Below are 13,477 nucleotides of genomic sequence, written 5' to 3'. Positions count from 1 at the left end.
TGATCTGGTCGTCGGAAATTGGCGCCCCACATGTGGGAGCGCGAGAAACTGACAGATTGGATGGTCAATTGAACTGGCCGGTCACATTTAAGCATTTCCGGCCCGATTCGCCTAAGGCAACAGATCCTCAAGGCGGCCATGCAAGCGTTGCGGCAGGTTTTCCTGGATCTCGATCAAGGCCCGCTGGATGGCACTTTGAAAACCCTGCACCCCCGCCGAACCGTGGCTTTTGACCACGATGCCCTGCAAGCCCAGGAAACTTGCGCCATTATGCCGCGCCGGTGCCAGGTCAGCCTGCAACCGCCGCATCAAGGGCAGCGCCAGGGCGCCCACCAGGCGTGAAGCAAGGTTGCGTTTGAACAACGCCTCGATGCGCCCGGCGATCATCGTCGCCAGCCCCTCGCTGGACTTGAGCAGGATATTGCCGACAAAACCGTCGCACACCACCACATCCGCTTCGCCGCGATACAAACCGTCACCCTCGACAAAGCCGATGTAGTTCAAGCCTCGCGCGCCTTGCAGCAGCGTCGCCGCCAGCTTGACCTGCTGATTGCCCTTGATGTCTTCAGTGCCGATATTCAGCAACGCCACTCGAGGCCGGGCCACGCCCAGCGCTTCGGCCGCCACCGAGCCCATCAGCGCAAAGTGCAACAGATGCTCGGCACTGCAATCGACGTTCGCCCCCAGGTCCAGCAACTGGCAATAACCTTGCTGGGTCGGGATCGCCGCAACCATCGCCGGCCGGTCAATGCCCGGCAGGGTCTTCAGCACGTGCCGGGACAACGCCATCAACGCCCCGGTATTGCCGGCGCTGACACAGGCCTGGGCCTTGCCGTCGCGCACCAGCTCCAGGGCCACCCGCATCGAAGAATCAGGCTTGCCACGCAAGGCCTGCGCAGGCTTTTCATCCATGGTGATGGTTTCGCTGGCCGGTGTAATAGTCAGGCGCGCGCGATCCACCGCCGGATGGCTGGCAATCAGTTCTTCAAGTAAGGAGGGTTGACCGACGAGGGTCAGGTGCAGCGAGGGCGTGGCAGACAGGCAAGCAATGCAGGCCTGAACAATGCTGCGGGGACCGAAGTCCCCGCCCATTGCGTCAATCGCGATGACTTGAGCAGACAAGTGATTACTCGTCAGCGCCCTTGTCGATCACTTTACGGCCACGGTATACGCCTTCTGGCGATACGTGGTGACGCAGGTGAACTTCACCGGTGGTTTTTTCTACAGACAGAGTGCTTGCCGTCAGGGCGTCGTGCGAACGACGCATGTCACGGGCAGAGCGGGATTTTTTGTTCTGCTGAACAGCCATAATTGATTAACTCCTAAACGTTTGGGTCACGCTTTAACTGCGCCAATACACTGAACGGGTTGGACCGCGTTACCTCGTCCTCGCTCGGTTCGGGCTCATCGAGACCCGCCGGCTGCTGGCATTCTTCCGGATGATGAGCAGGCACAATGGGCAAGGCGAGCAAAAGCTCCTCCTCGATCAGTGACTGCAGATCCAAAGGATCTTCGCCCAGTTCCAGCACGTCATAACCTTTCGGCAACGACTGGGTATTCGCACCCTCTTTCACCACAGCATAACTGCATTCGCTGTGGATCGGCAGGGTGACCAGCTCAAGACAACGCTGGCAAACCATTTTGACTTCGGTGTCGATAAAGCTGTGGATTACCACAGACTTACGTTCATCTCGTTCAAAAATAAATTTAGCCTGCACCGTACCGACAGTGTCGGAAAGCGGGTCGCAGAGTCTCTCCAAATCGGCCAGGAGCAGCTCACCTTGAAGGGTGGTGCCACGATCAGCCAATTTGCGCGGGTCAACGTGAGGTGGAATCGGGTCATTCAACATAGGCGCAGCATTATAGGGATGCACCCGGCCATGTCAAAGGAAATTCAGCCCTGTCCGTCGCTGGGCCTCCCCGCTAGAATCCGCGACTGCCTTGAGGAGACGCCCATGCTGCCTTTATTACTCGCTTCCAGCTCGGTTTATCGCCGGGAATTGTTGAACCGCCTGCACCTGCCGTTCATCTGCAGCTCGCCGGATATCGACGAAAGCCACCGCCCGGACGAGTCCGCCGTGGAACTGGTCAAGCGCCTCGCCGAAGAAAAGGCCCGCGCCCTGGCCAGCAGCCATCCGGGGCACCTGATTATCGGCTCGGACCAGGTCGCCGCGCTCGACGGCCAGATCATCGGCAAGCCCCACACCTTCGAGAAGGCCCGCGAACAACTGCTGGCGGCAAGTGGCAAGCGCGTCAGCTTCCTCACAGGCCTGGCCCTGCTGAACAGTGCCACCGGGCACTGTCAGGTCGACTGCATCCCCTTCACCGTGCACATGCGCACACTGGACGCGGCACGCATCGAGCGCTACCTGCGGATCGAACAGCCCTACGACTGCGCTGGCAGCTTCAAGGCCGAGGGTTTGGGGGTGAGCCTGTTTCAAAGCACCGAAGGGCCGGACGCGACCAGCCTGGTGGGCCTGCCACTGATTCGACTGGTGGACATGCTGCTGGCCGAAGGCGTGCAGATTCCCTGAGAGCCCCCCCAAAAAAAACAAATGTGGGAGCTGTCTTGCCTGCGATGCAGACACCTCGGTACATCAGTCGCACCGATGTGATGCTATCGCAGGCAAGCCAGCCCCCACATTTTGAGTCATGCCGCTTTTGAGGCTTCAGCGCAGGGTCGGGCCCTGGAAGCCCATGTACAGCGCCAGCTTCTCAGCCACGCTGGCACCCAGCTTCTTGGAGAAACGGTCAAACGGCGATTCCTGAACGGTGAAGTCCACCAGCTCTTTCTCGCCAATCACGTCCCGCGCCACCGAACTGGCACTGCCCAGGCCGTCGATCAGACCCAACGGCAGCGCCTGCTCACCAGACCAGACCAGGCCGGAGAACAGCTCCGGATGCTCTTTATCCTTGAGCCGGTCACCACGCCCCTGCTTCACGCTGGCAATGAACTGCCGATGAGTGGTGTCCAGCACACCCTGCCAGAATTGGGTTTCATCCGCCTTTTGTGGCTGGAACGGATCCAGGAACGACTTGTGCTCGCCGGACGTGTACGTACGCCGCTCAACCCCCAGCTTCTCCATGGTGCCGACAAACCCATAACCCGCCGCCGTCACACCAATGGACCCCACCAGGCTGGCCTTGTCGGCGTAGATCTGGTCGGCGGCGCTGGCGATGTAATAGGCGCCCGAGGCGCCCAGGTCGGAGATCACCGCATAGAGCTTGATGTCCGGGTGCAGCGCGCGCAGGCGACGAATCTCGTCATACACATAACCCGACTGCACCGGACTGCCGCCCGGGCTGTTGATGCGCAGGATCACGGCCTTGACCTTGGAATCCTCGAAGGCGGCCCGCAGGCTGCTGACAATATTGTCGGCACTCGCAGACTCCTTGTCGGCAATCACTCCGCGCACTTCGATCAATGCCGTGTAGTTACCGCTACGGGTCGCGCTCTTTTCCATGTCCATCAACGGACTGAACAGCGCCAGCATGCCCAGCAGGTAAATAAAGGTCAGCAGCTTGAAAAAGATCCCCCAACGCCGGGAGCGACGCTGCTCCTGGACACTGGCCAGCAGGGTTTTTTCCAGCAACTTCCAGCTTTTGTCATCGCCATTGTTGTCGGAACCGGCCTTCTCAGGCGCTTTCCACTCATCGGTCATGCCATCTACCCCAGCAGAGACTTAATGGGCCCGGCTGAGCCAGGCCTGCAATTCAGAAAAACGGTCAATCGTCAGTCTCGGCTCGTACGCCTGCAGCGCCTCGGCAGACTGGGCGCCGTAGCTGACCGCCACGGAGTCCATGCCAGCATTGCGCGCCATCATCAGGTCGAACGACGCATCACCCACCATCAACGCCTGCCGAGGCGACACACCGCACTGAGCGAGGATCTGTTCGAGCATCAGAGGATGGGGTTTGCTGGCGGTTTCATCCGCTGCACGGGTTGCGTCGAAATATTCTTCCCAGCCATGGGCCTTGAGCACCCGGTCCAGGCCGCGACGGGCCTTGCCGGTCGCCACCGCGAGGTGATAACCCTCGGCGCGAAATGCCTCCATGGCCTGGGCCACGCCCTCAAACAGCGGCGAAGGCTGGGCGTCGAGCGCCATATAGTGATCGGCGTAGTGCTGACGAAACGCTATCAGCTCCTCGTCGCCAATCTCCGGATACAGGGTGCGGATCGCTTCCGGCAAGCCCAGGCCGATAATGCCCTTGACCGCCAGGTCGTCGCACATCGCGTAACCGGAACGGGTCGACGCAGCGTGCATCGACTCGACAATCCGACCAATGGAATCACACAGCGTGCCATCCCAATCAAAGATCAGCAGCTTGTAGTCAGGGTGCGACACTCAGGCGCTCCACGGTCTTGGCCCACATCTCATCGACAGGCGCTTGCAGCTTCAATTCGCCGCCATCGGGCAGCGGCACGGTGAGCATGTAGGCGTGCAGGAACAGGCGCTTGCCACCCAGGTCGCGAATTTCCTTGGAGAAATCCTCGTCACCGTATTTGGTATCGCCGGCGATGCAGTGGCCTGCATGCAAGGTGTGCACACGAATCTGGTGGGTACGGCCGGTGACCGGCTTGGCCTCGACCATGGTCGCGAAGTCACCGAAACGGCGCAGCACCTTGAACAGGGTCAGCGCCTCCTTGCCCTCCTCGTCTACCTCGACCATGCGTTCGCCGGAACGCAGGTTGCTCTTCTGCAGCGGCGCACGCACGCTCTTGATCGAGGTTGCCCAGTTGCCGCGCACCAGCGCCATGTAGCGCTTGTCCACGCCATCACCGCGCAGGGCGGCATGCAGGTGGCGCAACATGCTGCGCTTCTTGGCAATCATCAGCAGGCCGGAAGTGTCGCGATCCAGACGGTGGACCAGCTCCAGTTCCTTGGCATCCGGGCGCAACTGACGAAAGGCTTCGATCACCCCGTAGTTCAGGCCACTGCCGCCGTGAACGGCGATGCCACAAGGCTTGTTGATCACGATCAGCGCCTTGTCTTCGAAGACAATCGACGCTTCAAGGCGCTGCAACAGGCCCTGGGCCAGAGGGACGGGCTCGTCCCGCTCAGGCACCCGCACTGGCGGCACACGAACGATGTCGCCCGCCTGCAGCTTGTACTCGGGCTTGATCCGGCCCTTGTTCACGCGCACTTCGCCTTTACGCAAAATGCGGTAAATCAAGGTCTTGGGCACGCCTTTGAGCCTGGCCAGAAGAAAGTTGTCGATGCGTTGGCCGGCATATTCCGGCGAGACCTCAAGCAGCTGGACGCTGGGGGTCTGGGGGGCGGTAGTCGTCATGGCGGCGATGATAACAATTTTTTATGGAATTGAAGCACTTAATCATTGCTGCTATAGTCGCGAACGCCGCCAAAAGCGGCCTGGACAGAGGACTAGCGGCAAACTGCCGGCCCTGACCATCGCAATTCATCAGGACGCGAGGCCGTCCTACGGGGCTTTCGCCACCCTGGAAGGCTCGAGATTGTAACAAGCGCAGGTGACATGAGGCCTGAAGCGAGTGCAAAAAGCAGAGTGATTACTCGCCTTTTGCGCCGATATTTACGGCCAGTTCACAAAGTGCAGTCAGTCTTGAGCCAGACCACGGCGAATGCTTCGGAAACAACGCCTGTTACGAGCTGAGTGAGAGCACAGTCGCCCACACCCGGTCTTGTTTAGCCATGAGCGTGTTCTCCCCATTGGAGAACACGGTAAATGCCAACCCGCTGCGGATTCTGCGCGCGGCAGCACCCGAATTATCAGGGATACGTGTAGGGTGGAGATGCACAACCGTCGGACCGTGTAGCACTAGGCTTATATTTAGACGCTTCATCTCGTCCACAGTCGCCGGTTGATTCCTCCTCCTGACTGAGTGCTTAAGTCACCACAGCAAGCAGGAAGCGTACGTCGCGATATCGCCCATTTTGGCGGGTATTGCTGGACACTGGAGTGGCCAACCACTCTTGACGCACCTGACACCGACCGTGAGAAGTCGTGTGTGCCGAACGCCGTTTCCGGCAGCCCGGAAACCGACGGTACAACATGAAAAGAATGCTGATTAACGCAACTCAACCCGAAGAGTTGCGTGTTGCACTGGTAGACGGCCAACGCCTCTACGACCTGGACATCGAGTCCGGTGCACGCGAGCAAAAGAAGGCCAACATCTATAAAGGCCGGATTACTCGCATCGAACCAAGCCTTGAGGCTGCCTTTGTCGATTTCGGCTCCGAGCGCCATGGCTTCCTGCCCCTCAAAGAAATCTCCCGCGAATACTTCAAGAAAGCCCCTGAAGGCCGCGTGAACATCAAGGACGTCCTGAGCGAAGGCCAGGAAGTCATCGTTCAGGTGGAAAAAGAAGAACGTGGCAACAAGGGCGCCGCCCTGACCACCTTCATCAGCCTGGCTGGCCGCTACCTGGTCCTGATGCCGAACAACCCGCGTGCCGGCGGTATCTCCCGTCGCATCGAAGGCGAAGAGCGCAACGAACTGCGTGAAGCGCTGAACGGCTTGATCGCTCCGGCCGACATGGGTCTGATCGTGCGCACTGCCGGCCTGGGCCGCAGCAGCGAAGAAATGCAGTGGGACCTCGACTACCTGCTGCAACTGTGGACAGCCATCAAAGAAGCGTCCCTGGATCGTTCCGCGCCGTTCCTGATCTACCAGGAAAGCAACGTGATCATCCGCGCCATCCGCGATTACCTGCGCCAGGACATCGGCGAAGTACTGATCGACAGCGTTGAAGCCCAGGACGAAGCCCTGACCTTCATCCGCCAGGTGATGCCGCAGTACGCCAGCAAGATCAAGCTGTACGAAGACAGCGTTCCGCTGTTCAACCGTTTCCAGATCGAAAGCCAGATCGAGACCGCTTTCCAGCGCGTGGTCGAACTGCCTTCCGGCGGCTCCATCGTGATCGACCCGACCGAAGCCCTGGTGTCCATCGACATCAACTCGGCGCGCGCCACGAAGGGTAGCGACATCGAAGAAACTGCCCTGCAGACCAACCTGGAAGCAGCTGAAGAAATCGCCCGCCAGTTGCGCCTGCGTGACATCGGCGGCCTGATCGTGATCGACTTCATCGACATGACCCCGGCCAAGAACCAGCGCGCCGTGGAAGAGAAAGTCCGCGAATGCCTGGAAGCTGACCGTGCCCGCGTACAGGTCGGCCGTATCTCGCGCTTCGGCCTGCTGGAAATGTCCCGTCAGCGCCTGCGTCCATCCCTGGGCGAAAGCAGCGGCATCGTCTGCCCGCGTTGCAACGGCACCGGTATCATCCGTGACGTTGAATCGCTGTCGCTGGCGATCCTGCGCCTGATCGAAGAAGAAGCCCTGAAAGACCGCACTGCCGAAGTGCGCGCCCAGGTGCCGATCCCGGTCGCTGCGTTCCTGCTCAACGAAAAACGCAACTCGATCACCAAGATCGAACTGCGCACCCGTGCCCGCATCGTCATCCTGCCGAACGATCATCTCGAAACGCCGCACTTCGAAGTGCAGCGCCTGCGTGATGACAGCCCGGAAGCCCACGTCAATCAGTCCAGCTACGAAATCGCTGCGGCCGCTGCCGAAGTGGAAGAAGTCCAGCCAGCCGCTGCGACCCGCACCCTGGTTCGCCAGGAAGCCGCCGTCAAGACCGCGCCAGCCCGTGCCAACGCACCGGTTCCGGTTGAAGCTGCTGCTCCGGTTGCAGCGCCTGCTGCCCTGCCTGAGCCAAGCCTGTTCAAGGGCCTGGTGAAGTCACTGGTCAGCCTGTTCGCCACCAAGGAAGAGCCGGTTGCTCCGGTTGTGGTCGAGAAGCCTGTGACTGAACGCCCTGCACGCAACGAAGAGCGTCGCAACGGTCGTCAGCAGAGCCGCAATCGCAACGGTCGCCGTGACGAAGAGCGCAAGCCTCGTGAAGAACGTGCACCGCGCGAAGAACGCGCCCCACGTGAAGAGCGCCAGCCGCGCGAAGCCCGTGAAGAAACGCCAGTCGTAGCCCGTGAAGAGCGTGCTCCGCGCGAAGAACGTGCACCGCGCACTCCACGCGCCCCGCGTGAAGACCGCAAGCCACGTGGCGAGCGTGAAGAACGCGTGCGTGAATTGCGTGAGCCGCTGGACGCAGCTCCTGCTGTAGCCGCTGCTGCTGCCACCGTTGCCACTGCTGAAGAACGTCCAGCTCGTCAGCCTCGTGAAGAACGTGCGCCACGCCCTCCTCGTGAAGAGCGTCAACCACGTGCCGAGCAGGCTGCTGTTGCCGGTGAAGAAGAAGAGCTGCTGTCCAACGAAGATCAGCAACAGGAAGACGGCCAGGAGAACGCCGAAGGCGATCGTCCACGCCGCCGCTCCCGTGGTCAGCGTCGTCGCAGCAACCGTCGTGAGCGTCAACGTGACGCCAACGGCAATGAAATCGAAGGCTCGGAAGAGACCGGCGAAGCTACCCCAGCCGCTACCGGCGAACCGACTGGCGCCGAACTGGCTGCCGGCCTGGCCGTCACCGCTGCGGTTGCCAGCTCGGTCATCAGCGCGCCTGCTGAAGCCCAAGCCAACGAGCAAGCTGAAGCCGCTACCGCTGCCATCCAGGAAAACACAGTGGTAGAGACGCCAGTCGTCGAAGCCCCGGTGGTTGAAGCTACGACTCCGGTCGAAGCGCCAGTTGTTCCGGAAGTGGAAGTCGCGCCGGTTCGTCACGTTCGTGAAGTTCGCGAGCCTCAGCCTGTCGCTGAAGTGGTTGCCGAGCCTGAGGTTGTGGTTGAACCACAGCCAGTGGTTGAAGCGGTTGTTGAAGCACCGGTTGCCGAGCCAACCCCGGAAGTGCGTGAAGTTCGCGAAGAACAGACCGCCTTCCAGTGGACCGCCGAGCCAGCTCCAGTGGCTGAAGTAGTCGAAGCTCCAGCACCGGCTCCCGTCGTCGAAGAAGCTCCAGCGCCAGTCGCTGAAGTGGTTGTCGCCGCGGAACCTGTTGCCGTTGTTGCCGAGCCTGCGCCCGTGGTTGAAGCACCCGTGGTTGCCGAAGTCGCCGCTCCGGTGGTTGAAGCCGCTCCGGTCAGCGCCCTGACCGAAAACGGTCGTGCGCCGAACGACCCGCGTGAAGTGCGTCGTCGTCGCAAGGAAGCTGAAGCAGCTGCCGCTGCTGCCAAGGCTGCTGCCGAAGCAGCTCCAGCCGTCGCTGAAGTGGTCGAAGCAGCTCCTGCTCCGGTTACCGAAGCCGTGGTTGAGCACACTGCCCCTGTCGTCGACGAGAACGTGCGTTCCGTTGAAGAAGTGGTAGAGCACCAGCCTAAAGCCCTGGAAGAAGAGCACGAGCCTAAACCCCTCGTCTGATTCCATCGGCCACTAAAAAGCCCCGCCTGAGTGATCAGGCGGGGCTTTTTTATGTCTGCCTATCAGCTAGCGATAGCTCAGCAAAGGAGGCACGTCCACATCCCACAACACACCGGGATCATCTACCGCCACGTCCTTTAGCGACGCATGGGCAAACAGTGGCTTTGCTCCACGATCACCCGTCAGCGCCATTAACGCCGGGCCGAACGAACGGCCAAACCCTACGGGATGCCCGTACTGGCCTGCGTGCACCGGCACACTGATATCGTCTTCTTCAAGGCCTGCCATCACCTGCTCGATACTCGTGGACAGGATGAACGGCATATCTCCCAGCACCACCAGCCAACCGGCAGACGGCCCGCTGGCCGCCACCGCCGCGGCGATGCTGTCGCCCATGCCCGGCGAGCGCAAAAGCAGCACTTCGCAACCGTGCACTTTTGCCAGGCGGATGACCTCCGTGCGATCCGGCGACGTCACCAGCCAACGCCTGCTAACCGTCGGCGGCAAATTCACCAGCACCTGTTCGATCACCGGCCGCGTGATGCCATCCCGGCCCACGCAAGGCGCCAGCAACTTGTCCTGATCCGCGCCCGCCTCGGCCCGAAAACGACTGCCCTGCCCCGCCGCCAGGATGATCGCGGTGACGCCCGTCAACTGACTGCTGCCTGCAGCGGCCTTTTCTGCAACAGATCAATCCCGTTCTTGATGGCGACGATTTCTGCCATCAACGACAAGGCGATCTCCGCCGGTGTGTGGCTGCCGATATGCAGACCGATAGGGCCATGCAACCGCGCAATGGCCTCCGCACTCAACCCCAGCGCCGCGAGGTTCTCCCGGCGTTTCTGGCTGTTGACCCGCGAACCCAGGGCGCCAATATAGAACGCCTTGGAGTTGAGGGCCGTCAGCAGCGCCATGTCATCCAGGCGCGGGTCATGGGTGAGCGCGACGATGGCGGTGCGTTCATCGGTCTGGATATTCAGCACCGCTTCATCCGGCATGCCCGGCACAAAGCGCCCGTGCTGCTCTTCCCAGCCATAGACAAACTCCTGGCGCGGGTCGCAGATCAACACTTCGAAATCCAGCAACCGCGCCATTTCCGCCACATAACGTGACAGCTGGCCTGCACCGATCAGCAGCAGGCGCCAGCGCGGACCATAAATCGCTCGCAATCGGTCACCGTCGAAGGTGACCGTATCGGTCTTGCTCGCACCGCTCAGCACCACCTCACCGGTGGCCAAGTCCAACTCGCGGGCGACTATCTCGTGCGCCTCGCAACGCGCCAGCAGTTCAGCGACCCAACCCGGATCGCCCACCCGCTCCTCCGTCAGGCGCAAGGTGCCGCCACAGGGCAGGCCAAACCTTGCGGCCTCATCGCGGGTTACGCCATAGGTCACGAGCTGTACTGGCGGCCCGTCATCAGGCAACCGGCCATCCTGCAAACGGGCGATCAAGTCGTCCTCAATGCACCCGCCCGACACCGAGCCAATCACCACCCCATCGCCACGCAAAGCCAGCATGGCCCCCGGAGGGCGCGGCGCGCTGCCCCACGTCTGGACCACGCTGTACAGCACCACCCGCTGCCCGGCGCGGCGCCATTCCAGCACGCTGCGCAATACATTCAGATCGACACTGTCCATCAGGCGTTCGCCTCCTGCCAATCTTCCATGAGCTGATAAAAATATTGATAGTCAGCTAAGTTAACTCAGCGGAAATAAAAAAGCCCTGCAATGCAGGGCTTGGTGCGTCAAAAAACAAGCTTAGTTCAATAGCGATTGGGCTCCATTTCCAGCACAACCTGGAAACGCTTTTCGATGTCCTGCTGGATACGTAGCGCCAGGCCGGCAATGTCCTGGCCGGTGGCCGCGCCGTAGTTCACCAGCACCAGTGCCTGCAAGCGATGCACACCGGCGTCTCCCTCGCGAAAGCCCTTCCAGCCAGCCTTGTCGATCAGCCAGCCGGCGGCCAGTTTCATCTGCCCATCGGCCTGAGGGTAAGCCACCAGGTCCGGGTATTGACGCTGCAACTCGGCGGCCAGCGCCTGGGACACCAGCGGGTTCTTGAAGAAGCTGCCAGCATTGCCGAGTACCGCCGGGTCCGGCAGTTTCTCGCTTCGAATACTGCAAATGGCCCGGCTGACGTCGCTGGGGGTGGCCTGCGTAATGCCTTGCTCGGTCAGGCGCTGTTGCACCGGCCCGTACTCAAGCTTCAGGTGCACGGCGCGACTCAAGGCAAAGCGCACCCTAAGGATCAGCCAGCGGCCGGTTTCGTGCTTGAACAGGCTGTCGCGGTAGGCAAAGTTGCACTCGGCCAGGCTGAAATCCCGCAGCTCGCCGGTCTGGCGGTCGAGGGCGGTCAGGCCGGCAAACACGTCCTTGATCTCCACCCCGTAGGCGCCGATGTTCTGCATTGGTGCGGCACCGACCGTGCCCGGAATGAGGCTGAGGTTTTCCAGGCCGGAAAAACCCTGGGCCAACGTCCACAGTACAAAGGGATGCCAGGCCTCGCCGGCTTCGGCTTCGACCACGACGTGCACGCCGTCATCCTGCACTACCCGAATGCCGTGGCTGGCCATGCGCAGCACCAGCGCGTCGATGTCCTGGGTCAACAGCAAATTGCTGCCACCACCAATCACCAGCAATGGCAGCTGTTCCCCGGCGGCGTAGGCCAACGCCTCACGCACGTCCGCGTCGTTGTGGGCCTCGGCAAACAGCCGGGCACGCACGTCGATGCCAAAGCTGTTGAACGGCTTGAGGGAAACCTGTGCCTGCACCTGCAACGTCATAACCGGCCCTTCAATTCAATCACCAACAAGTCACAGGCGCGCTCGATCAGGTCGAGGACAGTTTCGAAGCCCTGGTCGCCTTCGTAGTAAGGGTCCGGCACCTCATCCACCACCGAGTCGTAACGGCGCAGGAACAGGTCCAGGTCCGCCTTGCCCTGGGCCGGCTGCATGGCCTTGAGGTTGCGCAGGTTGCTCTGGTCCATGGCCAGGATCAGGTCGTAGCGGGAAAAGTCCGCACGCGACACCTGCTGTGCACGCTGGGCCGACAAGTCGTAGCCACGCTGCAGCGCCGCTCGCTGGCTGCGCTTGTCCGGCGGGTTGCCGACGTGCCATTCACCGGTGCCGGCCGACGCCACTTCAACCTGATCAGCCAGGCCGGCTTCACGCAGTTTGTGACGCAACACGCCTTCTGCCGTGGGCGAACGGCAGATATTGCCCAGGCAGACGAACAGAACCTGCATCAGGCCCCCAGCAGGCGACGGACGCGCTCGAGGTCTTCAGGGGTGTCGACACCGGCCGGGGGTGCTTCCAGGGCATCGCCCACGTGAATGCGCACGCCGTGCCACAGGGCCCGCAGTTGTTCCAGGGATTCGGTGTTTTCCAGCCAGCACGGCCCCCAGCTGACGAAGTCATGCAGGAAACCGGCGCGGTAGGCGTAAATGCCGATGTGGCGGCGGTAAGGCACGCCAGCCGGCAGCACGTCCGGCTCTTTGGCGAATGCATCCCGCGCCCACGGCAAGGTGGAGCGGCTGAAGGTCAGCGCCAGGCCATTGATGTCGCTGACCACTTTCACCACGTTGGGGTTGAACAGGGTCTCGATGTCTTCAATCGGCTCGGCCAGGGTCGCCATGCGGGCTTCGCCATGGGCTGCCAGGTTGGCTGCGACCTGATCGATCACGCAGGGCGGAATCAACGGCTCGTCGCCTTGCACGTTGACCACGATAGCGTCGGCCGCCAGCCCCAGCTTGGTGGCCACTTCGGCCAGGCGGTCGGTGCCGGAATTGTGGTCTTCACGGGTCAGCACCGCTTCGGCGCCAAAGCGTTTGCAGGCCTCGATGATGCGCGGATCATCGGTGGCCACCACCACCCGCTCGGCGCTGCTTTTGCAGGCCTGTTCCCACACCAGCTGGATCATCGGCTTGTCGCCGATCAGCTGCAGCGGTTTGCCGGGCAGGCGAGTGGAGGCGTAGCGGGACGGGATGACAACGGTGAAGGCGGTGGTCATTTATCCAGGCGCTCGTCGGTGGTCAGGGTGCGGGCTTCGCTTTCGAGCATTACCGGAATGCCATCACGGATCGGGTAAGCCAGGCCGGCGCCCTTGCTGATCAGCTCGGTTTTGTCGGCGCTGAGCTTGAGCGGGCCTTTGCAGATCGGGCAAGCAAGGATATCGAGCAGTTTGGTGTCCATGAG

14 protein-coding genes are annotated in these 13,477 nt (G+C 61.5%); 2 read left to right on the top strand and 12 right to left on the bottom strand.

All coding sequences use genetic code 11. From position 1 onward, the window contains the following. Nucleotides 1–111: 111 nt before the first annotated feature. From plsX to MUM_RS0100645, 3 genes are read right to left on the bottom strand one after another with little or no spacing between them, the layout of a single operon-like run. Complete coding sequence (gene plsX / locus MUM_RS0100655; protein WP_081480041.1) at nt 112–1,122, bottom strand: phosphate acyltransferase PlsX; 1,011 nt, start codon at nt 1,120–1,122, stop codon at nt 112–114. Between the two features lie 4 nt (nt 1,123–1,126). Next, nucleotides 1,127–1,309, bottom strand: coding sequence for a 50S ribosomal protein L32 (gene rpmF, locus MUM_RS0100650; protein ID WP_004371305.1), 183 nt, complete (start codon nt 1,307–1,309; stop codon nt 1,127–1,129). A 13-nt stretch (nt 1,310–1,322) separates the two neighbouring features. Continuing rightward, nucleotides 1,323–1,850 carry a YceD family protein gene (locus MUM_RS0100645; RefSeq protein ID WP_010165880.1) on the bottom strand — a complete coding sequence of 176 codons (528 nt, stop codon included), beginning with the start codon at nt 1,848–1,850 and terminating at the stop codon, nt 1,323–1,325. 105 nt (nt 1,851–1,955) lie between these two features. Between MUM_RS0100645 and MUM_RS0100640 the strand changes: the two genes are divergently transcribed. Further along, the gene (locus MUM_RS0100640; RefSeq protein WP_010165878.1) at nt 1,956–2,534 is read left to right on the top strand and encodes a Maf family protein; all 579 of its coding nucleotides are present in this window, start codon (nt 1,956–1,958) and stop codon (nt 2,532–2,534) included. Nucleotides 2,535–2,669: 135 nt separating this feature from the next. On the opposite strand, the gene MUM_RS0100635 is transcribed toward MUM_RS0100640, so the two are convergent. The 3 genes from MUM_RS0100635 to rluC are packed head-to-tail and all read right to left on the bottom strand — an operon-like array spanning nt 2,670 to nt 5,292. Then, the gene (locus MUM_RS0100635; RefSeq protein WP_010165876.1) at nt 2,670–3,662 is read right to left on the bottom strand and encodes a S49 family peptidase; all 993 of its coding nucleotides are present in this window, start codon (nt 3,660–3,662) and stop codon (nt 2,670–2,672) included. A gap of 21 nt (nt 3,663–3,683) precedes the next feature. Then, a complete protein-coding gene (locus tag MUM_RS0100630; RefSeq protein WP_010165873.1) occupies nt 3,684–4,346 on the bottom strand; it encodes an HAD-IA family hydrolase in 663 nt (220 codons plus the stop codon). Then, nucleotides 4,333–5,292 carry a 23S rRNA pseudouridine(955/2504/2580) synthase RluC gene (gene rluC / locus MUM_RS0100625; RefSeq protein ID WP_004371325.1) on the bottom strand — a complete coding sequence of 320 codons (960 nt, stop codon included), beginning with the start codon at nt 5,290–5,292 and terminating at the stop codon, nt 4,333–4,335. Before rluC ends, MUM_RS0100630 begins: the two co-directional genes overlap by 14 nt. A 738-nt stretch (nt 5,293–6,030) precedes the next feature. On the opposite strand from rluC, the gene rne reads away from it, so the two are divergent. Then, a complete protein-coding gene (rne, locus tag MUM_RS0100620) occupies nt 6,031–9,285 on the top strand; it encodes a ribonuclease E (RefSeq protein ID WP_177324983.1) in 3,255 nt (1,084 codons plus the stop codon). 66 nt (nt 9,286–9,351) lie between these two features. Here the strand turns inward: rne and MUM_RS0100615 are convergent, their stop codons facing one another. The 6 genes from MUM_RS0100615 to MUM_RS0100590 form a co-directional block, all read right to left on the bottom strand. Continuing rightward, complete coding sequence (locus MUM_RS0100615; protein ID WP_010165868.1) at nt 9,352–9,939, bottom strand: nucleotidyltransferase family protein; 588 nt, start codon at nt 9,937–9,939, stop codon at nt 9,352–9,354. Beyond that, complete coding sequence (locus MUM_RS0100610) at nt 9,936–10,922, bottom strand: XdhC family protein (RefSeq protein WP_010165866.1); 987 nt, start codon at nt 10,920–10,922, stop codon at nt 9,936–9,938. The genes MUM_RS0100615 and MUM_RS0100610 overlap by 4 nt, the downstream gene beginning before the upstream one ends. A gap of 125 nt (nt 10,923–11,047) precedes the next feature. Next, complete coding sequence (gene murB, locus MUM_RS0100605; RefSeq protein ID WP_010165865.1) at nt 11,048–12,067, bottom strand: UDP-N-acetylmuramate dehydrogenase; 1,020 nt, start codon at nt 12,065–12,067, stop codon at nt 11,048–11,050. Beyond that, complete coding sequence (locus MUM_RS0100600; RefSeq protein WP_010165863.1) at nt 12,064–12,528, bottom strand: low molecular weight protein-tyrosine-phosphatase; 465 nt, start codon at nt 12,526–12,528, stop codon at nt 12,064–12,066. The genes murB and MUM_RS0100600 overlap by 4 nt, the downstream gene beginning before the upstream one ends. Continuing rightward, complete coding sequence (gene kdsB, locus MUM_RS0100595) at nt 12,528–13,292, bottom strand: 3-deoxy-manno-octulosonate cytidylyltransferase (RefSeq protein WP_010165861.1); 765 nt, start codon at nt 13,290–13,292, stop codon at nt 12,528–12,530. The genes MUM_RS0100600 and kdsB overlap by 1 nt, the downstream gene beginning before the upstream one ends. Continuing rightward, nucleotides 13,289–13,474, bottom strand: a complete 186-nt coding sequence (locus MUM_RS0100590; protein ID WP_003174668.1) for a Trm112 family protein — start codon at nt 13,472–13,474, stop codon at nt 13,289–13,291. Before MUM_RS0100590 ends, kdsB begins: the two co-directional genes overlap by 4 nt. Between the last annotated feature and the right edge of the window lie 3 nt (nt 13,475–13,477).

Origin of the sequence: Pseudomonas sp. PAMC 25886 (assembly GCF_000242655.1) — a bacterium.
Classification (GTDB): Bacteria; Pseudomonadota; Gammaproteobacteria; order Pseudomonadales; family Pseudomonadaceae; genus Aquipseudomonas.
Note: the sequence above shows the minus strand (reverse complement) of the source record. Positions and strands in the feature narration are given on the sequence as shown.

Coding starts and splice junctions, on each gene's coding strand:
- MUM_RS0100635 (WP_010165876.1), bottom strand. CDS start 3,662: ATGACCGATGAGTGGAAAGCGCCTGAGAAGGCCGGTTCCGACAACAAT.
- rpmF (WP_004371305.1), bottom strand. CDS start 1,309: ATGGCTGTTCAGCAGAACAAAAAATCCCGCTCTGCCCGTGACATGCGT.
- rluC (WP_004371325.1), bottom strand. CDS start 5,292: ATGACGACTACCGCCCCCCAGACCCCCAGCGTCCAGCTGCTTGAGGTC.
- rne (WP_177324983.1), top strand. CDS start 6,031: ATGAAAAGAATGCTGATTAACGCAACTCAACCCGAAGAGTTGCGTGTT.
- MUM_RS0100600 (WP_010165863.1), bottom strand. CDS start 12,528: ATGCAGGTTCTGTTCGTCTGCCTGGGCAATATCTGCCGTTCGCCCACG.
- MUM_RS0100590 (WP_003174668.1), bottom strand. CDS start 13,474: ATGGACACCAAACTGCTCGATATCCTTGCTTGCCCGATCTGCAAAGGC.
- kdsB (WP_010165861.1), bottom strand. CDS start 13,292: ATGACCACCGCCTTCACCGTTGTCATCCCGTCCCGCTACGCCTCCACT.
- MUM_RS0100645 (WP_010165880.1), bottom strand. CDS start 1,850: ATGTTGAATGACCCGATTCCACCTCACGTTGACCCGCGCAAATTGGCT.
- MUM_RS0100610 (WP_010165866.1), bottom strand. CDS start 10,922: ATGGACAGTGTCGATCTGAATGTATTGCGCAGCGTGCTGGAATGGCGC.
- murB (WP_010165865.1), bottom strand. CDS start 12,067: ATGACGTTGCAGGTGCAGGCACAGGTTTCCCTCAAGCCGTTCAACAGC.
- MUM_RS0100640 (WP_010165878.1), top strand. CDS start 1,956: ATGCTGCCTTTATTACTCGCTTCCAGCTCGGTTTATCGCCGGGAATTG.